This window comes from Burkholderia sp. AU4i (genome assembly GCF_000466765.1).
Lineage (GTDB): Bacteria > Pseudomonadota > Gammaproteobacteria > Burkholderiales > Burkholderiaceae > Burkholderia > Burkholderia cepacia.
The window spans coordinates 13,925-33,358 of sequence record NZ_ASSI01000073.1 but is presented as its reverse complement, the minus strand read 5'-3'; the positions used below and the strand labels follow the sequence as shown (position 1 = coordinate 33,358).

Here is a 19,434-nt window from a genome sequence, read left to right as displayed (position 1 = left end):
CAATGAAGAACGAACACACCACGCTACTGGTGATCGGCGGCGGCCCGGGCGGCTACGTCGCCGCGATTCGCGCCGGCCAGCTCGGCATTCCGACCGTGCTCGTCGAGCGCGACCGTCTCGGCGGCACGTGCCTGAACATCGGCTGCATTCCGTCGAAGGCGCTGATCCACGTGGCCGACGCATTCGAACAGGCGCGCGGCCATGCAGGCGAGGGCGCGCTCGGGATTCGCGTGCGCACGCCCGAGATCGACATCGCGAAAAGCGTCGCATGGAAGGACGGCATCGTCGACCGGCTCACGCGCGGTGTCGGCGCGCTGCTCAAGAAGAACGGCGTGCGCGTGCTGCACGGCGACGCACAGGTGGTCGACGGCAAGACCGTCGACGTCGTCGCCGGCGGCCACACGACGCGGATCAGTTGCGAGCACCTGCTGCTCGCGACCGGTTCCGAACCGGTCGCGCTGCCGTCGATGCCGTTCGGCGGGCATGTCGTGTCGTCCACCGAGGCGCTGTCGCCCACGACCTTGCCGAAGCGGCTGGTCGTGGTCGGGGCCGGATACATCGGGCTCGAACTCGGGATCGTCTATCGCAAGCTCGGCGTCGACGTGAGCGTCGTCGAAGCGGCGGAGCGCGTGTTGCCCGCGTACGATGCCGAACTCGCGCGGCCGGTTGCCGATTCGCTCGCGCGGCTCGGCGTGCGGCTGCTGCTCGGCCACAAGGTGCTCGGCCTCGCGGAGCAGGGCGCGGTGCGCGTGCAGGCCGCCGACGGCGCGGAGCAGACGCTGCCGGCCGATCGCGTGCTGGTTGCGGTTGGCCGCCGGCCGCGCGTCGACGGTTTCGGGCTCGAGTCGTTGCCGCTCGATCGCAACGGTCGCGCGCTGTGGATCGACGACGAATGCCGGACGTCGATGCGCAACGTATGGGCGATCGGCGACGTCGCCGGCGAACCGATGCTCGCGCATCGCGCGATGGCGCAGGGAGAGATGGTGGCCGAGCTGATCGCCGGGAAGCGCCGCAAGTTCATGCCCGCGTCGATCCCGGCCGTGTGCTTCACCGATCCGGAGATCGTCACGGCCGGCTGGTCGCCGGACGATGCGCGGGCGGCCGGTGTCGATTGCGTGAGCGCGTCGTTCCCGTTCGCGGCGAACGGGCGCGCGATGACGCTGCAGGCGACCGACGGCTTCGTGCGCGTCGTCGCGCGGCGCGACAACCACCTGATCGTCGGCTGGCAAGCGGTCGGGCGCGGCGTGTCGGAGCTGGCCGCGGCGTTCTCGCAGTCGCTGGAAATGGGCGCGCGGCTGGAGGACATCGGCGGCACGATCCATGCGCATCCGACGCTGGGTGAAGCACTGCAGGAGGCTGCGCTGCGTGCGCTCGGGCATGCGTTGCATGTCTGACGGGCGGGCGTGACAGGGAAGCACCGCCGGTGCGCGATGCGTGCACCGGCGGTGCTTCCCTCCGTTTTCGGGTGAATGGCCGATACCTCCATTCGGTTTCCGGAAGAAATGTCGCAAGGCCGGCATTCGGTGACCCCGCCTATTCATCCGGATCGCGTTGCCCGTGATCCGTTTCGATTCGACCGGCCGACCCGGTCCGCATCCTGAGTGCTCTCGGCGTCACGCCGAAGTGCCGCCTGATCGCGGTCGACAGGTAGCTCTGCGTGCCGAATCCGCAATCCAGCGCAATCGACAGGATGCTGTCCGTCGTGTGTTCGAGCAGCCAGCGTGCGCGTTCCAGCCGCCGCTCGATGACGTATTGCGCGGGCGTGCGGGAAAACTGCGTCCTGAACGCGTCAATGGTGGCGCGCTCGCTCATGCCGACCAGTCGGCAGAGATCGGCGGTGTCGATACGGCTTTCCAGCGACGCGTCGATGAACCGGTTGATCGTCTGCGCGCACAGCGGCGCAGCCGCGGTGTCGGCCGTCAGCGGCTGATCGGCGGCATTCGGGTTGCGCCGATAGGTGGCGCCGGGCGGTTCGCCGAAGCGACGGTGGTACTCGCGCACGAAGCGCGCGGTGATCGCGAACCCGTACGCATGCAGCGTCGCATCGAAATCCGGCTTGTCGCCGCGCGCGAGTGCGCGGTTGACATGACGAAAGCGTGCTTCATTGCGCAGGTCGGCCGACGACTTGCCGGCGACGCGACGAATACCGTGCTCCAGGGCTTCGGTCGCGCATCCGAGGACGTGTGCGACTGCGCCGAGGGTTTTCCAGCGCAGCGGCGCCTCCTCGAGCATGCGGATGGCGACACGCGCCTGATGTTCGGGCGCGCAACGATCGCGGTCGAACAACGCACCGTGATTGTTCGCGTGACCGGTGACCATGAGCTTCAGCATGTGTTCGAGCAGCGCGTCGACGGCGGCGTCGGGGATCGGCGACATCCGGATCATCCGGCGCAGGCATCCGGCCGCCGCGTTCCATTGCGCGCGCAGCTCGGGCGCAGCCGGCGTCAACGCGAACTCGACCGGGGCGAGCCCGGGCCGGCCGACCCATCGCGCGAGAAAGCCGTTGATCCGTTCCGCATCGATGATGACCGACAAATGGCCGAATCCGTCGGGCCCCGTCGTGCAGAGCGAGCGACCCGTCGATGAAACGGGCATCACGTCGCCCACCGCGCAGCCCGCATCCGCACCGTCGCTTTCGTATTGCGCGTGGCCGCGACGGCACGACAGGAACAGGTAGTTCGGACGCGCGTCGTTCGAGCGGAAGTGAAAGGGCATCAGGTAGTCGACGTCATAGATGCCGACGCCGTTCCATTCGTGTCCCGTCATGCTGACGTCCCGGCGAACCGCGTGCTGCGCCGTGAACTGATTGTCGGCGTAGATCGTGCCGATGAAATCGGACACTTCGTCGGGATCGTCGCTGTGAAAGCGATGCGTCCTGGGAAGCGGGTCGCTCATGCTGTTTTCCACTCCGAACGGATGCCGGCACGGCTCCATGCCGTTGGCTGCGTGACGTGCCGCATGCTTCTGCGGCACGCGCGCGCCCACTATTGCACCTTGCCGGCGCGCGATGCTTCAAGAATTGTCAAAACCGGTACCGGGTCGCGACGCCGTCGCCTTGTCTGACGAAAGACCGATTGCGGCGGTCGCGACGCGGCATCGCTTTCGGTCGCGGGATTTTCAACTTTCCGGTGCGCATGGTTGAAAGAACCGGCGCCGGCTGAGCGCTACCATGGATGAACCGATTGTTAGTCAATCGTGGATAGTTCATCTCGGTGGCCCCCGTTCATTCGTACGATCGGCTCGACTACACTCGATCCATCTCAACACCTTCACATAGGAATCCGGAGTTTTCGAATGAACACCGCAACGATGGCAGACAAGGTCGTACTGATCACTGGCGTTTCGTCCGGTCTCGGCCGCGAACTGGCGCAACGCCTGCTCGCGGAAGGCGCGCGGGTCGCGGGCACCGTGCGCGGCGCCGAACAGGTCGCGGAATTCGAACGGCTCGCACCCGGGCGCGCGCTCGGCGTGCTGATGGACATCACGCAGCCCGACGCGGTGACGGCCGGCGTGCAACGCGTGCTCGAGCGGTTCGGCCGCATCGACGTGCTCGCCAACAATGCGGGCGTCGGCACGGTCGGGGCGGTCGAGGAAACGACCGAAGCCGACGCACGGCAGATATTCGACGTGAATTTCTTCGGCGGGTTGCGCGTGATTCACGCGGTCCTGCCGACGATGCGCCGCCAGCGCTCGGGCCACATCGTGCAGTTCTCGTCGATTGCAGGGTTCGCCGGCTATCCGGGGTTGGGCGTGTACGCGGCGGCCAAGGCCGCGACCGGCGTGCTTGGCGAGGCATTGGCCGGCGAACTCGCGCCGCTCGGCATTCATGTGACGGTGCTGACGATCGGCATTTTCGAAACGCAGTTCGCCGGACGGTCGCTGGCGTACTCGTCGAACCGGATCGACGACTATGCCGACACGCCGGCCGACCAGTTCCGCGGCTTTATCGGCCAGCTGCAGGGCAAGCAGCCCAACGTGCCGGAGAAGGGCGCGCAGGCGATCGTCGACATCCTCAAGGCCGCGAAGCCGCCGGTCCACTTCGCACTCGGCGCCGATGCGGTGGGCACGATGCTCGGCCGCGCCGAATCGATCGAGCGCGATATCCGGGCGTGGGAAACCATGTCGCGATCGACGCAGCGCGGCTGAGCAGGTACCCGGTTCATCCGGAACGAATCCGGATGAATGGTATCGGTGTACTAAGTATTAACGAATGCGTCATCGGGAATCGAACCCCGCCGCGATCGGGTATCGCGCGGGTGACGCATGCGCCCGGATGCGCCGGGCGCGGATCCATGGAGAAACGGACATGACTACTCGAACAAGCGTGGCGATCGTGACCGGTGCGTCGCGCGGGATCGGCGCGGCGATTTCGCGGCGGCTGGTGGACGACGGGCTCGCCGTGGTCGTCAATTACGCGGGCAAGGCGGCCGAAGCCGAGGACCTGGCGCGCGATCTCGCGGATGCGGGGGGGCAGGCGATCGCGGTGCAGGCCGACGTCGGCGATCCCGCTGCCGTGGCGAGGCTGTTCGACGCGGCCGAAGCCGCGTTCGGCGGTGTCGACGTGCTGGTCAACAACGCCGGGATCATGAAACTGGCGCCACTGGCCGACAGCGACGACGCGCTGTTCGACACCCAAGTCGCCGTCAACCTGAAGGGGGCCTTCAATACGCTGCGTGAAGCCGCGCGCCGGCTGCGCAACGGCGGGCGCATCGTCAACCTGTCGAGCAGCGTGGTCGGGCTGAAACCCGAGACGTACGGCGTCTATACGGCCACCAAGGCGGCGGTCGAGGCGATGACGGGCATCCTGTCGAAAGAACTGCGCGGCCGATCGATCACCGTCAACGCGGTCGCGCCGGGGCCCACCGCGACCGACCTGTTCCTGAACGGCAAGTCGGCCGAGCTGATCGAGCGCATGTCGAAGATGAATCCGCTCGAGCGTCTCGGCACGCCGTCCGACATCGCGAATGCGATCTCCTTCCTCGTCGGGCCGGACGGCGGCTGGATCAACGGCCAGGTGCTGCGCAGCAACGGCGGCATGGTCTGACGCCGATCCGTGCGTGTCGATCGATTGCAGTCGTCATTCAAGGAGCATCACCATGAGCAAGACTATTCTCATCACCGGCGCGTCGAGCGGCTTCGGGCGCATGACCGCCGAGGCGCTGGCGGCGGCCGGCCACACCGTGTTCGCGTCGATGCGCGATACGGCCGGACGCAATGCGCCGGTCGTTGCGGAGATGGTCGCGCATTCGAAAGCGCAAGGCGTCGATCTGCGCACCGTCGAGATCGACGTGCAATCGCAGGATTCCGTCGATGCCGGCGTCGCCAGCGTCATTGCCGAGGCCGGCCGCATCGACGTGCTGATACACAACGCGGGGCACATGGTGTTCGGTCCCGCCGAAGCATTTACGCCGGAGCAATACGCGCACCTGTACGACGTGAACGTGCTGAGCACACAGCGCGTGAATCGTGCGGTGCTGCCGCACATGCGCAAGCGCGGGAACGGCCTGCTGCTGTGGGTATCCAGCAGCAGTTCCGCGGGCGGCACGCCGCCGTATCTGGCGCCGTATTTCGCGGCGAAGGCGGCGATGGATGCGATCGCGGTGCAATACGCGCGCGAGCTGTCGCGCTGGGGCATCGAGACTTCGATCGTCGTGCCGGGTGCATTCACGGGCGGCACCAACCATTTCGCGCATGCCGGTACGCCGGCCGATGAAACGCGTGCGGCCGAATACGACGCCGGACCGTATGCCGGGTTCGGAGACCAGGTGTTGAAGGCGTTCGCGGACATCGTGCCCGCCGACGCGGATGCCGGCGAAGTGGCCCGCGCGATCGTCGATATCGTGGGCATGCCGTTCGGCAAGCGGCCGTTCCGCGTCCATATCGATCCGACGCAGGACGGTGCGGCCGTCGGCTTCGCGGTGCTTGACCGCGTGCGGGCGGAGATGCTGCATCGCGTCGGCCTCTCGGACCTGCTGCGTCCGAAAGCGAACGCGTGACGCACCGGGCAACCGGCGCAGGCCGGCGCGCGGCAACCGATACGAATCGACACGACGCATGTGCATGCGCACATGGTCTGAATCAGGAGAACGAAATGGCAAACCATGACATCAAGGGTAAAACCGTATTGATCGCGGGCGGCGCGAAGAACCTGGGCGGGCTGATCGCGCGCGATCTGGCCGAGCACGGCGCGAAGGCCGTTGCGATTCACTACAACAGCGCGAGTTCGAAGGCGGACGCGGAGAAGACGGTCGCTGCGATCGAGGCGGCCGGCGCGCAGGCCGTCGCATTCCAGGCGGACCTGACGCATGCAGCGGCCGTCGAGAAGCTGTTCGCCGATGCGGTTGCGGCGGTCGGTCGTCCCGACATCGCAATCAACACGGTCGGCAAGGTGCTGAAGAAGCCGTTCACCGACATCAGCGAAGCCGAGTACGACCAGATGAGCGCGGTGAACGCGAAGTCGGCGTTTTTCTTCCTGCGCGAGGCAGGCCGCCACGTGAACGACAACGGCAAGATCGTGTCGCTGGTGACGGCGCTGCTCGGTGCGTTCACGCCGTACTACGCGGCCTACGCGGGCACGAAGGCGCCGGTCGAGCACTACACGCGTGCGGCGGCGAAGGAGTTCGGCGAGCGCGGCATTTCGGTGACGGCGGTGGGGCCTGGCCCGATGGACACGCCGTTCTTCTATCCGGAGGAAGGGGCGGAGGCGGTGGCGTACCACAAGACGGCCGCCGCACTGTCGAAGTATTCGAAGACGGGGTTGACCGACATCGAGGACGTCGTGCCGTTCATCCGTCACCTGGTCAGCGACGGCTGGTGGATCACGGGCCAGACGATCCTGATCAACGGCGGCTATACGACCAAGTAACGCACGCGGGCCGCCGGTGCGTCGCCCGGCGTCTGCATTCGCATGCCGCGGGTCGGGCCCGGGCGACGCCGGCATGCCCTCATCGAGGAACGGCATCATGAAAATCGACACACTCCGCCATCCGGTTGTCCGGCGCGCGATCGACGCGCTCCAGCAAGGCGACGGCGCAGCATGGGCCGCGCTGTTCGCGCCCGATGCGACTCTTTACGACGACGGCCGCCCGCGCGACCTGCACGCGTTCAACCGCGATGCGATCGGGTCCGAGCGCTTCTCGACGATCGATCGTGTCGAGAACGACGGGCTCGATGTCTACGGCCAGTTCCATTCGGACCGCTGGGGCACGTTCCGCACGTACTTCAAGTTTCAGGTCGACGGCGACGGCCGGATTTCGCGGCTCGACATCGGGCAGGCCTGAACCGTTTGCATACCGCCCCGGGCCGTTCCGGCCGGCGGCCTTCCCAAGGAGATCGCGACCATGTCGAACCCTTATCAGTCCGTGCTCGACGCACAGCGCGCGCGTTTCGACTCGGATGTCACGAAAACACTGGCATGGCGCATCGCGCAGCTCGACCGGATGGAGCGCATGCTGCACGATCACCAGGATGCGCTGTGCGCCGCGCTGTACGAGGACTTCGGCAAGCCGCCGTTCGAGCAGCTGTTCGAGATTTCGGTGCCGACCGGCGTCATCCGGTATTACCGCGAACACCTGCACGAGCTGATGGCGCCGCAGAAAGTCGCGATTCCGTCCGCGCTGGAGGCAGCCGGCAACGCGGGCATGATCTACAAGGAGCCGTACGGCGTGACGCTTGTGATCGGCCCGTTCAATGCGCCGATCCTGTTGCTGCTGGACCCGGCGATCGCGGCATTGGCTGCCGGCAACACGGTGGTGCTGAAGCCGGCGAATACCACGCCTGCGACGGCCGCGCTGCTGAGCCGGCTCGTGCCGCAGTATTTCGCGCCGGAGGACGTCGCCGTCGTCACGGGCGGCCGCCAGGAAATCGGCGCGTTGCTGGAACTGCCGTTCGATTTCATCTTCTTCACCGGCAGTTCGGCGGTCGGCAAGGTCGTGATGCGTGCGGCTGCCGAGCACCTGACGCCGGTCCTGCTGGAACTCGGCGGGCAGAACCCGTGCATCGTCGACGAAACCGCGAATCTCGACATCGCGGCCGACCGGATCGCGTGGGGGCACAACGCGATCTCGGGGCAGTGGTGCATCGCGCCCGGCTACGTGTACGTGCATGAATCGGTGGCCGATGCGTTTCTCGCGAAGCTCAAGGCGTCGATCACGAAGATGTATGGCGACGATCCGCAACGCAGCCCCGATTTCGCGCGGATGATCAGCGAACACGATGCCGCGCGCGTCGCGTCGTACATCGTCGCCGACAAGGTCGTGCACGGCGGCCGCCACGACGTGGCGGCACGTTATGTCGAGCCGACCGTGCTGTATCCGTCGACGTGGGACGACCCGGCGATGAAGCAGGAGGTGTTCGGCCCGGTGCTGCCGGTGCTGCCGTACCGAGACCTGCGCGAGATCGTCGGCATCATGAAGCGCAAGCCGAAGCCTCTCGCGTGCTATGTGTTCAGCAAGCGGCAGGCGAACGTCGACCAGGTGCTCAATGGCCTGTCGTTCGGTGGCGGCTGCGTGAACCAGACCAACCTCCATTGCTGGATCGACAGTTTGCCGTTCGGCGGCGTCGGCAACAGCGGGATGGGGAAGTACTACGGCAAGGCCGGCTTCGATGCGCTGAGCAATACCAAGTCGATGCTGATCGGCAATCCCGATGCGGTGCTCGACGTGTTTCCACCTTACGCGGGCAAGGACATCGGCACGATGCTCGGCGTCTTCGCATAACGGGAGGGCACGATGCATACGCTCTGGACGATCGTGGCCGGCGTGCTGTTGCTGGCCGTGTTCCTGTTGTTCGGGCAGCTATGGGGCACGCACGCGGCATCGCTGGCGTTCGCCGCAAAAGCGTTCGTGCCGGTATGGCTCGGTTTATCGCTGTTCAATCTTTGGGTGGGCGTGCATCGGGCCGGATACGGCGTGAGCGAGGAGCTGCCGATCCTCGCGATCGTGTTCGGCGTGCCGGCCGTCGTTGCGCTTGCCGCCGCGCTGCTGTTCCAGCGCACCTGAATCGACGCGCGACGACGGACCATGCGCGCGCTTGCGTCCGTCGTTGCGGCACTGCTCCCGTCCACCCGCCGCTCGTCTCCTCCCATGAAGATCGACATGCCTCTGTTTGCCGCGCCGCTCGCGCAGGACGTCGTCACGTTCTGGATCGACGCGGGGCCCGCGCAATGGTTCGCGAAGCACGCCGATTTCGATCGCCGCTTTCGCGAGCGCTTCCTCGACACGCATCTGGCCGCGGCGAGACGCGAGTTCGACGACTGGCTGTCGACGCCCTACGGAACGCTCGCGCTGCTGTTGCTGACCGATCAGTTTCCGCGCAATGCGTTTCGCGGCACTGCGCACATGTATGCGACCGACGCACTCGCACGGCAGTTTGCAATGCATGCGTACGAACATGGCCAGATGTCGTGCGTCGAGCAGCCGCTGCGCCTGTTCTTCTGCCTGCCGTTCGCACATTCGGAAGACCCCGCGGACCAGCGGATCTCCATCGAACTGAACGGGAGGCTCGGCCAGCCTTGGCTGGCGCATGCGATGCGGCACAAGGACATCGTGATGCGCTTCGGCCGCTTTCCCCATCGCAACCCGCTGCTGGGCCGCGAGACGACGCGCGACGAGGCGCGTTTTCTCGCGGAAGGGGGATTCGCCGGATGAGCACGCCCGCGCTCGAGGCATGGCCGCCGCGGCGGCCATGCGCGCATCAGCGCAGGAACTCGATGCCGAACGTGCCGCCCGTATCGACGATATGCCCCGCATGCGGCGCCTCGAAGTGACCGGGCAGCAGCAATGCGCCGTGTTCGACGCAATGCGCGAGCAGTTCGAAGCGGCTTTTCGCGGCGAGCTGGCGGTCGTCGCAGACCTTGCTGCTCCATTGCCAGAACGGGATCTGGATTGGCGAGTGCAGCATGTCGCCGCTGAACACGCCGCGCGAGCCCTGGGACGTCAGTTCGATCCGCACGTGGCCCGGCGAGTGGCCCGGAGCGTGGCGGATCAGGAACGTGTCGTCGAGTTCGTAGGTGTCGTCGAACATCGTGGCCTGGCCGGCCTCGATGACGGGCAGCACGCTGTCGTTGTACATCGGCTTGAACCACGCCGGCCCTGCCGGGCCTTCGCCACGGATCGCGCGGACCAGGTGATCGTGCTCGACCTGCGAAATCACGTAGCGCGCGTTCGGAAACGTCGGTACCCAGACGCCGTTGACGAGTTGCGTGTTCCAGCCGACGTGATCGGCGTGGAGGTGGCTGCACATCACGTAGTCGATTTCCTCGGGCTGGATGCCGAGTGCGCGCATCCGGTCGAGATAGCGCGTCGACAAGCGGTGCATTTCCGGCAGGCCGGGCCGATCCTTGTGGTTGCCAATACAGCTGTCGATCAGCACCGTGTGCCGGCCGGTACGCACGATCCAGCTGTGCACGGGCATCGGGATGCGGCCGCTTTCCGGATCGTAGTGCGTCGGCGCGAGCCAGTGTTCGTGCTCGGCCACGCGCGCGCGGTCGAAATCCGGCAGCCAGCTCTGCGCGGTTTCGCCGAGCAGCATCGTGTCGTACAGCCGGATGATCTCGACGTTGCCGAGCGCGAGGGAGAAAGCATGCGGCTCGGCATTCGTGATGTGCGCATGACAATGCGCATGCCCGCAGGAATGGGTCATCGGTGTCTCCTGAATGGTTGGAATGAATCGGATCGGGGCGTGGCGCGACGCCCCGGACACGATCGTCTACATCGGCGCCGTGGCGCGGACCGGGGCTTGCGGCACGGGCACGGCTTTGCCGGTCATGAAGTCAGCTGCGCGTTCGGCCATCATCATGATCAGTGCGTTGGTCGGCCCGCGGATGATGCGCGGGATCGCCGATCCGTCGACTACACGCAGGCAGGTCACGCCGCGCACACGCATCTGCGTATCGACCACGGCCGCCGCATCGTCGTCGGCGCCCATGCGGCACGTGCCGACCGGGTGATGAAGCGTGATCGCGATACGGCGGATGAATGCGTCGACGTCGGCATCGCTCTGCACGTGCGCACCCGGCGCGACCTCTTCGTCGATGAAGGGACGCAGCCCGGCCTGTGCGCCGATTTCGCGCATGCGCCGGAACATCTCCCGGGCCGCGATGCGATCGTTCTCGGTGGCGAGGAAGTTTTGCTCGATCCGCGCGTGTTGAGCCGGATCGGCCGACTTCAGCGACACGCGACCGCGGCTTTCGGGCGTGAGGAAAATGCCCTTGATCGCGAACGAGTCGGAATACGCGTGCCTGAACGGCTCGAAGTACGGCGCGGCGTTCATGGCGCCGGCAGCGAGGATCAACTGAATGTCCGGCAGCGGCAGATGCGGCTGGCTTCGAACCAGCCCGAGCGCGGCGGCGGGGATCTTGCCCGAGAAGCCGTTGCCGCCCGCCAGCGTGCGCATGACGTCGAACGCGATGCGGTCGGCACGCATCATCCGGTGCAGCGGCCCCGGTTCCTTGCGGCTCCAGCGCAGGTCGAACACGATGTGGTCGTGGAGGTTGGCGCCCACGCCGGGCAGTTCGACCCTCGTCCCGATGCCATGAGCGCGCAGGTGGTCGGTCGCGCCGATGCCGGAGAGCATCAGCAGTTGCGGCGAGTTGATCACGCCGCCGCAGAGGATGACCTCGCGGCGCGCGTCGGCACGGTAATCGGTATCGCCGCGACGGTATTCGATCGCGGTGGCGCGGGGTGTGCCCCGGTCGGTATCGAGCACGATTCGCCGGGCGAGCGCCCCGGCCACGAGCGTGACGTTGCCGCGCGCGAGCGCCGGGCGCAGATAGGCGACCGCGGCGCTGCAGCGCAGGCCGTTGCGGATGGTGGCCTGCATCGGCCCGAAGCCTTCGACGGATGCACCGTTGTAGTCGTCGTTTTCCGGATATCCGCATGCACGCGTCGCGTCGAGGAAGCCGCCGATCAACGGATCGCGATAGTCGAGCCGGATCACGGTCAGCGGGCCGCGCCCGCCGCGCAACGACGATTCGCCGCACTCCCAGGATTCGGAACGCTTGAAGTACGGGAGCACGGCGTCGTACGACCAGTCCGTCAGGCCGAACTCGTCGACCCAGCCTTCGTAATCCTCACGAGCGCCGCGTGCGTAAGCCATGCCGTTGATCGACGACGAACCGCCCACCACCTTGCCGCGCGCGCACTCGATTCGGCGGCCGTCCATGCCGGGTTCCGGCTCGGTGAAATAGCCCCAGTCGAAGAGCCGGTTCTTCAGAATCTGGCCCCACGTCAGCGGCACCTTGATGTACGGCGAACGATCCTGCTCGCCGGCTTCGAGCACGAGGATGCGGACGTTCGGATCCTCGCCGAGCCGGTAGGCGAGTGTACAGCCTGCCGAGCCGGCGCCGACGATCACGTAGTCGAACGTATCGGTTTTCATTGCCGCACCTCGCGATGCGTGATGGCCGGGCGGGCCGGCGCAACCCGCGAACGCGGGGCGTGGCGACCGGCCGGAACAGGCGTCGAACGAACCATGATGTCTCCAGGTGGGCCTGAACGCAGGCCTCTCGGTTGTGGGTTCATTCGATTGTGCGTAACCTGAAACATATCTTCCAATACGTATTGCATGGCCATCCGATACCCGGCTGGCTATGGGCGAGGGGACTGTGCGCGGATTCGATTCGTATCTCACTTTTCAGAAGCTCGAGGTGTTCTGCACGGTGGTCGAGCTCGGCAGCGTCACGCGCGCGGCCGACCGGCTGTGCATCGCGCAGCCGGTCGTGACCGCGCACGTGCGCAGCATGGAGAAGCGGCTCGGTTATGCGCTCGTGAAGCGCGCGGGGCGAAACATCGCGCTCACGGAGGCCGGCGAGCGGATCTATCGATGGGCGACCGAGGTCATCACGCGCACGCGCGAAGTCGAGCGCGAGCTTGCGGGCCTCGAGCAGGGCGAAATGGGCAACGCGGTCGTCGCGACGTCGATGTCGATCGGCTCGTACGCGTTGCCGCCGCTGTTCGCCGATTTCCACCGGCGGCAGCCGGACGGGCTCGTGACCGTGCAGATCCTGACGCCGCAGGCGGCCGTCGATGCGACGCGCGTGGGCGGCTGCGATTTCTCCGTCATCCTGATCGCGGCCAACCAGGATCTCGACGGGCTCACGATCCTCCCGCTGTGGGAAGACGAACTGCTGCTCGTGTGCGGCGCGTCGAGCCCGTGGGCCGCGCAGGCGGCCCGCGATCTCGACCTGCGCCGCGTGCCGTTCGTGAGCACACCGCGCAACCAGCCGCGCCGCGAGCTCGAAGAGGCATTGCTGCGCGAGCGCGGCCTCGAGCAGCGCAAGGTCGTGATGGAGCTCGGGCATCCGGAAGCGATGAAGCACGTGGTGCGCGAGAACCTCGGGGTGAGCTTCATGTTCGCGTCGGCGGTGCGCGCGGAGGTCGAGCGTCGCGAGCTGGTGGTGCTCGATCATCCCGATCTGTCGATGAAGGTACCGATCTATCTTGTGCATCGCGACGACAAGCGCTTTTCGGCGTTCCAGGCCGAACTCGTGCAATTCATTCTCGATGCCGCGTCGCCCGGCACGGTAGCGCACCTGTCGAATTCATAGTCGGTCGACTATTTGTTCGGCGATCAATAGCTAATAGACCTATGGTCGGCCCGGTTCTAAGCTGGCCGGGTGCTTGACGGTTCGCATCGAGACGCGATGCGGACTTGCGCACTGCCAGTCAACCCGAAAACAGGCCGACCCATGTGTACTCTTCATCTTCAAGCCGGCGGCGCCGCCGTCGCGTATGCGGACGACGCCGGGCGTCCCGCCGATGCGCCGGATCCCGCGCTCGTCGAGGACCTCGTCTGCGCGAACCGCATCCTGTTCGACCAGGGCATCGTAGATGCCTTCGGCCACGTCAGCGTCCGTCACGACAAGGATCCGCAGCGATTCCTGCTCGCGCGCAACATGGCGCCCGGTACCGTCGACGTCCAGGACATCGTCGAATTCACGCTGGACGGCGTGCCGGTCAATGCCGGCGGGCGCGCTGTCTATCTCGAGCGCTTCATCCACGGCGAGATCTACAAGGCGCGTCCGGACGTGCAGGCGATCGTGCACAGCCATTCGCCGACCGTGCTGCCGTTCAGTGTGACGAAACGCACGCCGCTGCGGCCGGTGTGCCACATGAGCGGATTTCTCGGCGCGGGAACGCCCGTGTTCGAGATCCGCGAGACGGCAGGCGATGCGACGGACCTGCTGGTGCGCGACAACGCGCTCGGCGCGGCGCTGGCGCGGCGGCTCGGCAGTGCGGCGTTCGTGCTGATGCGCGGTCACGGTTCGACGGTGGTCGCGCCGACGCTCAAGCAGGCCGTATATCGCGCGGTCTACGCGGAAGTGAATGCGCGCATGCAGATCGAGGCGCTGCAACTGGGCGACGTGGTCTATCTCAGCGAGCAGGAAGCCGCGACCGCGTGCGCGAACATCGAAACGCAGGTCGAGCGCCCGTGGGCGCTGTGGAAGCAGCGCGTACAGCGCGAGCAACACGTCGGCGCGCGCTGACCGCGATCGACTGAAAGAGGAGACGAGCATGAACGAGCAGTTGATGACAGGCCGCTTGCTGATCGACGGCGAACTGGTCGAAAGCGAGACCGGCGAGTGGGTCGAGTCGATCAATCCGGCCACCGAGGAAGCGATCGGCCGGGCGCCGGCCGGTTCGCGCAAGGACGTCGCGCGGGCCGTCGATGCAGCGCAGCGCGCGTGGCCGGCGTGGGCCGAGCGCACCGGCGAGGAGCGCGGCGAGTTGCTGCGCGGGTTTGGCGAGCGCCTGCTCGAGCGCGCGGAGGAACTGTCGCGCATCGAGGTGCTCGATTCCGGTAACACCTATGCGCCGACGCTCGCCAGCATGCACGAGACGGTGCGCAGCCTGCGCTATTACGCCGGGCTCGTGCACGGGCTGCACGGCGAGACGATCCCGGCCACCGGCCGGCACCTGCACTTGACCGTGTACGAGCCGTACGGCGTCGTCGGCCGGATCGCCGCGTTCAATCACCCGGCGATGTTCTCGGCGGCGCGTACCGCGTCGGCGCTCGTGACCGGCAACACGGTCGTGGTGAAGCCGCCCGAAACGTCGCCGTTGTCCGTGCTCGTGCTCGGCGAGGTCGCGCGCGACACGTTGCCGACCGGCGTGTTCAACATCATCAACGGAACGGGGGCGGAGGTCGGCGATGCGCTGGTGCGCCATCCGGACGTGAAACGTCTTGCGCTGATCGGGTCCGTGCCGACCGGGCGCGCGATTCAGCGCAGTGCGGCGGAGGTGGGCGTCAAGCACGTGACGCTCGAGCTGGGCGGCAAGAATCCGATGATCGTGTTTCCCGACGCGGATCCGGACGCGGCCGCCGAAAGCGCGGTGCGCGGGATGAATTTCTCGTGGCAGGGACAGTCGTGCGGATCCAATTCGCGGCTGCTCGTTCATGACGACCTCTACGACGACGTGCTCGCGCGGGTCGTCGAGCGCGTGGCCGCGATCCGCGTCGGCGATCCGATGTCGCCCGACTCGGACATGGGCCCGATCAACTCGCGCAAGAGCTACGAACACGTGATGAGCTTTCTCGATCCGGCGCAGACGCACGGTGCGCGGCTGATGACGGGCGGCCGTCGCCCGCCCGGGCGCGCATTCGAGAAAGGCTTCTGGGTCGAACCGACCGTCTATGCCGATGTCACGCCGGCGATGCGGCTGTGGCGCGAGGAAGTCTTCGGCCCGATCCTGTCGGTCGCGCGATGGCGCGATGTCGACGAAGTCGTCGCGATGGCCAACGACACGGAATACGGGCTGTCGGCCGCGATCTGGACCAACGATATCCGGCAGGCGCTCAACACCGCGCGCCGCATCCGCGCGGGCAGTGTGTTCGTCAACGGCAGCAACACGCACTTTCTCGGCGTGCCCTGGGGCGGTTTCAAGAACAGCGGCGTCGACCGGGAGGAGGGGATCGAGGAGATGTACAGCTACGTCGAGAAGAAGGTCATCAACGTGATGCTGTGAACGGCGCGATTCACCGCGTGCCGTGCCCGTCATCGACGGCGGCGGCCGGCGGCGACGGGCACTCTCCACTCATGGAAGCCGGATAACGCGGGCAGGAGCGAGGCACCGGGCGGGACACACGAAGCCCGCGCGCGTCGATCAAATAGTTTTCCTAATAAAAATGACGACCGGCACATGGAAGATACGCATGCGACCGGCGCGTCGATCATCGATGGATTGGAGACAGTATCCGTGAGAATGAAGGCAATGGCCGTCGCGCTGGCGACGGTGTCGTGCCACGCGCACGCGCAGAGTTCGGTGACGCTGTTCGGCATCGTCGACAACGGCATCTCGTACGTGAGCAATGCGGGCGGCAAGTCGCTCGTGCGGGCGATGTCCGGCATCCAGGCGCCGAACCTGCTCGGGATTCGCACGGTCGAGGATCTCGGCGGCGGAGTCCAGGCGCTCGTCTTCATGGCGTCGCAGCCCGATCTCAACAGCGGCACGGTGCGCGGCGGGGCGCTGTCCGGGCGTGAATCCTATGTCGGCATCGTCACGCCGTACGGAACCGTGACGCTCGGCAGGCAGTTCGACTACATGTTCGACGAACTGTCGCTGCATCGCTGGGGGCACGAGATTTCCTATGTCAGCCTGTACCAGTTGCCGGGCGGCCCGTTCTCGAAGCTGGGCGCCGCGCTCGGCACCTTCGACTACACACGCATCGCCGGCGGGAGCGCGACGCCGAATGCGATCAAGTTCACGTCGGCGTACTATGGCGGGCTCCGGTTCGGCGCGATGTACGGCTTCAGCAACATCGCCGGGCAGACCGGCACCAACAACCTGTCGAGCTTCGGCGGGTCCTACGACAACGGGTCGTTGCGGCTGGATGCGGCCTACACGTATTCGAAGCAGGAAGGGATCGACAACGGGCACCTCGGTATCCGCAACGCCGGCGCGGGCGGCCGCTACGCATTCGGCGACTTCGCGCTCGACGCGCTGTACGTGAATACGCGCAACACGTCGACCGGCGCGCACGTCGATACCTACGAGATCGGCGGCTTGTACCGGTTCGCGCCGGACCTGTTCACGTACGCGAACTATCTTTACGCGAAAGGCAACCGGCAACTGGCCGGCAATCATTCGAACCAGGTCGGCATCACGCTCGATTACCTGCTGTCGAAGAAAACCGACGTCTACATGAGTGCCGTGTATCAGCAGGCGAGCGGCGGCGAGGACGTGATCGCGTCGGTATGCGGCACGTTCACGGCGTCGTCGGGCGCGCGGCAGACCGTGTTGCGCGTCGGCGTTCGAACGGTGTTCTAGGCGGGTGGCGCTCGTCATCCTGCCGGCTGGCGGATGTCATTGCGCCGTCACGTCGCGACAGAACGCATCGATCGCAGCGACCATCTGCGGCAGCCCGGGCTGCTCGATCGGATAGCGACCCGTGTTCTCCAGCTTCGTCACCTTGACCGGCACGCGGCGAATGCACGCGAGGAACGGCTCGCTCAGGTGCAGCGGCGTCCAGCGGTCCGCGGCCGGTTGCGTGAGCAGGACGCGGGGCAGACGGCGAAATCTTCCGGCTCGAGTCGAATAAATATCAATTTCGAGCGCTTTGATGCGATAAAAATTTCGAATGTGCGCGGAAATGAAGCGTCGACGAAGCATGGCGGGAGTCGTGCCGCGTCAAGTCAGAGACAGGAAATGAGCACGGCCTGTAACTTTTCGAGATGTTGGGCGCTTGTCGGCGCCGAGTCGGCCGACGATCATGTGGGAAGCCGGAAACCGGGGCGTTCCCGCTCCGCCAACGCAGGCTCCACACGGAAGAACCGGACATGAAATTGCTGCTCGTCGGCGCGACCGGACTCGTCGGGCGTCACGTCCTCGAAGTCGCGCTCGCCGATGCGCGGGTCGATCAGGTGATCGTCCTCGCGCGCCGCCCGTTGTCGCCGCACCCGAAGATGCGCGCGCTCGAGGTCGATTTCGATCATCTGCCCGACGCGGCCGACTGGTGGCATGCCGATGCCGTGATCTGCACGCTCGGCACCACGATGCGGGCCGCCGGCTCGAAGGCGGCGTTCCGGCGCGTCGACCACGACTATCCGCTCGCGGTCGCGCGGCTCGCGTACCGCCACGGCACCCCGGCCTACGTCCTGAATTCCGCACTCGGTGCGGACCCGGCATCGAGCATCTTCTACAACCGCGTGAAGGGCGAGGTCGAGCAGGCGCTCGCCGGCGTCGGGTTCGCGTCGCTCACGTATGTGCGGCCCGGGCTGATCGGCGGCAGCCGCGACGAATTCAGGCTCGGCGAGCGGCTGCTGGTGTTCGCGTTGAACGCGGCCCGCCCCGTGTTGCCGGCAAAGTGGCGCGTGAATCCCGCGTCGCGGATTGCCCGCGCGCTGCTCGACGCGGCGATCGACGCGCGGCCGGGCGTGCAGGTCATCGCGTCGGACCGGCTCGCCTGACGCGCATTCGGCCGCCCGCTTACCCGGTTATTCGCCTGACCATCCATCGAGCTCGCCGAACTGTTCGGCGAGCGCCGCCGTGAACGCTTCCAGCGCTTCGCTGCCGTCGCAGTTGCGCGGTGTCGCGAGCTGGAATTCCACCGTATGGCTCAGCTTGCTCGCGAGCAGCCGGCGCATCTTCCCGGCGGCGACCCACGGCGCCGCGACATGGTCGGGCAGGAAGCCGACATGCGCGCCGGACAGGATGAAGATCACGTCGGCGTCGACGTTTTCGGAGAACGCGGTCGGCTGCGCGTTGCGCAGCGCCGCACCCGACGTGTTCGTCTTGTAGAGCCACGCGACGTTGCTCGCGCCCGCGATGTCGTTGACCGACACGGTCTTTTTCGCAAACAGCGGATGCCGGGCGCCGCAGTGCAGCGACTGGTGTTCGACGAACAGCGGCGTGTAGTGCAGGCCGGCCTGGTGGCCCGAAAAATAGCCGATCGCGAGCTGGAGTTCGCTTTTCAGCAGCCTGCGTTCCAGCTCGTCGGGCGGTACCGCGACCATCTCGATCAGCACGTCCGGCGCCCGTTCGCGAAAGCGGCCGACGCTTGCCGCGATCGATTCGACGACGTCCGGCGCCAGTCGCTCGGACAGCCCAATACGCAGCTCGCCGAGCAACGTGCCCGACACGTGCTGCGTATCGCGCGTGAACACGTCCATCGCATGCAGGAGCCGCCGCGTCGACTGCAGCACGCGTTCGCCCTTCGGCGTCAGCCGGAAGCCGCTCTTGCCACGATCGCACAGCCGGAACCCGAGACGCGTCTCGAGCTTGGCCATCTGCGTGCTGATGGTCGAAGGCGCCATGCCGAGCGTGCCCTGCGCGGCGCTGAAGCCGCCGCTTTCGACGATCGTCAGAAAGAGCCGCAGCAGCTGCACATCCATGTCTCTCAAGCGGGTCAGCATGGCGATACGTCGCATTTCGTGAAATTGGCTTATGTTAGTTCATATTTTTCGTCGGATGCCGGAGCGGCAGAATCGGGCACGAG

19 protein-coding genes are annotated in these 19,434 nt (G+C 66.5%); 14 read left to right on the top strand and 5 right to left on the bottom strand.

Annotated elements, in window-relative coordinates; all coding sequences use genetic code 11:
• Positions 1–2: 2 nt before the first annotated feature.
• Positions 3–1,394 (top strand): dihydrolipoyl dehydrogenase, encoded by a 1,392-nt coding sequence (gene lpdA, locus L810_RS17290; protein WP_021159571.1) that lies wholly within the window; start codon positions 3–5, stop codon positions 1,392–1,394.
• Positions 1,395–1,533: 139 nt separating this feature from the next.
• Here the strand turns inward: lpdA and L810_RS17285 are convergent, their stop codons facing one another.
• Positions 1,534–2,895 (bottom strand): AraC family transcriptional regulator, encoded by a 1,362-nt coding sequence (locus L810_RS17285; RefSeq protein ID WP_042975106.1) that lies wholly within the window; start codon positions 2,893–2,895, stop codon positions 1,534–1,536.
• Between the two features lie 399 nt (positions 2,896–3,294).
• Here L810_RS17285 and L810_RS17280 point away from each other — a divergent pair, with 399 nt between their 5' ends.
• The 8 genes from L810_RS17280 to L810_RS17245 all read left to right on the top strand — a co-directional run bounded on the left by L810_RS17280 (position 3,295) and on the right by L810_RS17245 (position 9,647).
• Complete coding sequence (locus tag L810_RS17280; protein WP_225723163.1) at positions 3,295–4,146, top strand: oxidoreductase; 852 nt, start codon at positions 3,295–3,297, stop codon at positions 4,144–4,146.
• 160 nt (positions 4,147–4,306) lie between these two features.
• Positions 4,307–5,044 (top strand): SDR family oxidoreductase, encoded by a 738-nt coding sequence (locus tag L810_RS17275; protein WP_021159568.1) that lies wholly within the window; start codon positions 4,307–4,309, stop codon positions 5,042–5,044.
• 52 nt (positions 5,045–5,096) lie between these two features.
• On the top strand, positions 5,097–5,996 hold the full coding sequence (locus tag L810_RS17270) for an SDR family oxidoreductase (protein WP_021159567.1): 900 nt from the start codon (positions 5,097–5,099) through the stop codon (positions 5,994–5,996).
• A gap of 95 nt (positions 5,997–6,091) precedes the next feature.
• Complete coding sequence (locus tag L810_RS17265) at positions 6,092–6,865, top strand: SDR family oxidoreductase (protein WP_021159566.1); 774 nt, start codon at positions 6,092–6,094, stop codon at positions 6,863–6,865.
• A gap of 97 nt (positions 6,866–6,962) precedes the next feature.
• Positions 6,963–7,280 carry a nuclear transport factor 2 family protein gene (locus tag L810_RS17260; RefSeq protein ID WP_021159565.1) on the top strand — a complete coding sequence of 106 codons (318 nt, stop codon included), beginning with the start codon at positions 6,963–6,965 and terminating at the stop codon, positions 7,278–7,280.
• 60 nt (positions 7,281–7,340) lie between these two features.
• Positions 7,341–8,717: an aldehyde dehydrogenase family protein gene (locus tag L810_RS17255; RefSeq protein ID WP_021159564.1), complete on the top strand. Its 1,377-nt coding sequence runs from the start codon at positions 7,341–7,343 to the stop codon at positions 8,715–8,717.
• Between the two features lie 12 nt (positions 8,718–8,729).
• Entirely contained in the window at positions 8,730–8,999 is a 270-nt protein-coding gene (locus L810_RS17250) for a hypothetical protein (RefSeq protein WP_021159563.1), read from the top strand.
• 84 nt (positions 9,000–9,083) lie between these two features.
• Positions 9,084–9,647 carry a DUF924 family protein gene (locus tag L810_RS17245; RefSeq protein WP_021159562.1) on the top strand — a complete coding sequence of 188 codons (564 nt, stop codon included), beginning with the start codon at positions 9,084–9,086 and terminating at the stop codon, positions 9,645–9,647.
• Between the two features lie 46 nt (positions 9,648–9,693).
• Here L810_RS17245 and L810_RS17240 read toward each other — a convergent pair whose 3' ends face one another.
• Entirely contained in the window at positions 9,694–10,641 is a 948-nt protein-coding gene (locus L810_RS17240) for an MBL fold metallo-hydrolase (protein ID WP_021159561.1), read from the bottom strand.
• A gap of 66 nt (positions 10,642–10,707) precedes the next feature.
• On the bottom strand, positions 10,708–12,378 hold the full coding sequence (locus tag L810_RS17235) for a GMC family oxidoreductase (RefSeq protein ID WP_021159560.1): 1,671 nt from the start codon (positions 12,376–12,378) through the stop codon (positions 10,708–10,710).
• 211 nt (positions 12,379–12,589) lie between these two features.
• Here L810_RS17235 and L810_RS17230 point away from each other — a divergent pair, with 211 nt between their 5' ends.
• From L810_RS17230 to L810_RS17215, 4 genes are all read left to right on the top strand, one after another.
• Complete coding sequence (locus L810_RS17230) at positions 12,590–13,546, top strand: LysR family transcriptional regulator (protein WP_226150379.1); 957 nt, start codon at positions 12,590–12,592, stop codon at positions 13,544–13,546.
• A gap of 141 nt (positions 13,547–13,687) precedes the next feature.
• Positions 13,688–14,485, top strand: a complete 798-nt coding sequence (locus L810_RS17225; protein WP_021159557.1) for a class II aldolase/adducin family protein — start codon at positions 13,688–13,690, stop codon at positions 14,483–14,485.
• Positions 14,486–14,513: 28 nt separating this feature from the next.
• Positions 14,514–15,965 carry an aldehyde dehydrogenase family protein gene (locus L810_RS17220; RefSeq protein ID WP_021159556.1) on the top strand — a complete coding sequence of 484 codons (1,452 nt, stop codon included), beginning with the start codon at positions 14,514–14,516 and terminating at the stop codon, positions 15,963–15,965.
• Between the two features lie 237 nt (positions 15,966–16,202).
• Positions 16,203–17,267, top strand: a complete 1,065-nt coding sequence (locus tag L810_RS17215; protein WP_042975093.1) for a porin — start codon at positions 16,203–16,205, stop codon at positions 17,265–17,267.
• A gap of 36 nt (positions 17,268–17,303) precedes the next feature.
• Here L810_RS17215 and L810_RS17210 read toward each other — a convergent pair whose 3' ends face one another.
• The gene (locus tag L810_RS17210) at positions 17,304–17,609 is read right to left on the bottom strand and encodes a hypothetical protein (RefSeq protein WP_021159554.1); all 306 of its coding nucleotides are present in this window, start codon (positions 17,607–17,609) and stop codon (positions 17,304–17,306) included.
• Between the two features lie 167 nt (positions 17,610–17,776).
• Between L810_RS17210 and L810_RS17205 the strand changes: the two genes are divergently transcribed.
• On the top strand, positions 17,777–18,406 hold the full coding sequence (locus L810_RS17205; RefSeq protein ID WP_021159553.1) for an NAD-dependent epimerase/dehydratase family protein: 630 nt from the start codon (positions 17,777–17,779) through the stop codon (positions 18,404–18,406).
• 27 nt (positions 18,407–18,433) lie between these two features.
• On the opposite strand, the gene L810_RS17200 is transcribed toward L810_RS17205, so the two are convergent.
• Positions 18,434–19,351 carry a LysR family transcriptional regulator gene (locus tag L810_RS17200; protein WP_021159552.1) on the bottom strand — a complete coding sequence of 306 codons (918 nt, stop codon included), beginning with the start codon at positions 19,349–19,351 and terminating at the stop codon, positions 18,434–18,436.
• Between the last annotated feature and the right edge of the window lie 83 nt (positions 19,352–19,434).

Excerpts from the sequence above, each read along its gene's own strand:
- L810_RS17270 (WP_021159567.1), top strand. The coding sequence starts at position 5,097 with ATGAGCAAGACTATTCTCATCACCGGCGCGTCGAGCGGCTTCGGGCGC.
- L810_RS17250 (WP_021159563.1), top strand. The coding sequence starts at position 8,730 with ATGCATACGCTCTGGACGATCGTGGCCGGCGTGCTGTTGCTGGCCGTG.
- L810_RS17225 (WP_021159557.1), top strand. The coding sequence starts at position 13,688 with ATGTGTACTCTTCATCTTCAAGCCGGCGGCGCCGCCGTCGCGTATGCG.
- L810_RS17255 (WP_021159564.1), top strand. The coding sequence starts at position 7,341 with ATGTCGAACCCTTATCAGTCCGTGCTCGACGCACAGCGCGCGCGTTTC.
- L810_RS17260 (WP_021159565.1), top strand. The coding sequence starts at position 6,963 with ATGAAAATCGACACACTCCGCCATCCGGTTGTCCGGCGCGCGATCGAC.
- L810_RS17245 (WP_021159562.1), top strand. The coding sequence starts at position 9,084 with ATGAAGATCGACATGCCTCTGTTTGCCGCGCCGCTCGCGCAGGACGTC.
- L810_RS17275 (WP_021159568.1), top strand. The coding sequence starts at position 4,307 with ATGACTACTCGAACAAGCGTGGCGATCGTGACCGGTGCGTCGCGCGGG.
- L810_RS17200 (WP_021159552.1), bottom strand. The coding sequence starts at position 19,351 with ATGCTGACCCGCTTGAGAGACATGGATGTGCAGCTGCTGCGGCTCTTT.
- lpdA (WP_021159571.1), top strand. The coding sequence starts at position 3 with ATGAAGAACGAACACACCACGCTACTGGTGATCGGCGGCGGCCCGGGC.
- L810_RS17280 (WP_225723163.1), top strand. The coding sequence starts at position 3,295 with ATGAACACCGCAACGATGGCAGACAAGGTCGTACTGATCACTGGCGTT.
- L810_RS17215 (WP_042975093.1), top strand. The coding sequence starts at position 16,203 with ATGAAGGCAATGGCCGTCGCGCTGGCGACGGTGTCGTGCCACGCGCAC.
- L810_RS17235 (WP_021159560.1), bottom strand. The coding sequence starts at position 12,378 with ATGAAAACCGATACGTTCGACTACGTGATCGTCGGCGCCGGCTCGGCA.
- L810_RS17220 (WP_021159556.1), top strand. The coding sequence starts at position 14,514 with ATGAACGAGCAGTTGATGACAGGCCGCTTGCTGATCGACGGCGAACTG.
- L810_RS17285 (WP_042975106.1), bottom strand. The coding sequence starts at position 2,895 with ATGAGCGACCCGCTTCCCAGGACGCATCGCTTTCACAGCGACGATCCC.
- L810_RS17230 (WP_226150379.1), top strand. The coding sequence starts at position 12,590 with ATGGGCGAGGGGACTGTGCGCGGATTCGATTCGTATCTCACTTTTCAG.
- L810_RS17240 (WP_021159561.1), bottom strand. The coding sequence starts at position 10,641 with ATGACCCATTCCTGCGGGCATGCGCATTGTCATGCGCACATCACGAAT.
- L810_RS17210 (WP_021159554.1), bottom strand. The coding sequence starts at position 17,609 with ATGCTTCGTCGACGCTTCATTTCCGCGCACATTCGAAATTTTTATCGC.
- L810_RS17265 (WP_021159566.1), top strand. The coding sequence starts at position 6,092 with ATGGCAAACCATGACATCAAGGGTAAAACCGTATTGATCGCGGGCGGC.
- L810_RS17205 (WP_021159553.1), top strand. The coding sequence starts at position 17,777 with ATGAAATTGCTGCTCGTCGGCGCGACCGGACTCGTCGGGCGTCACGTC.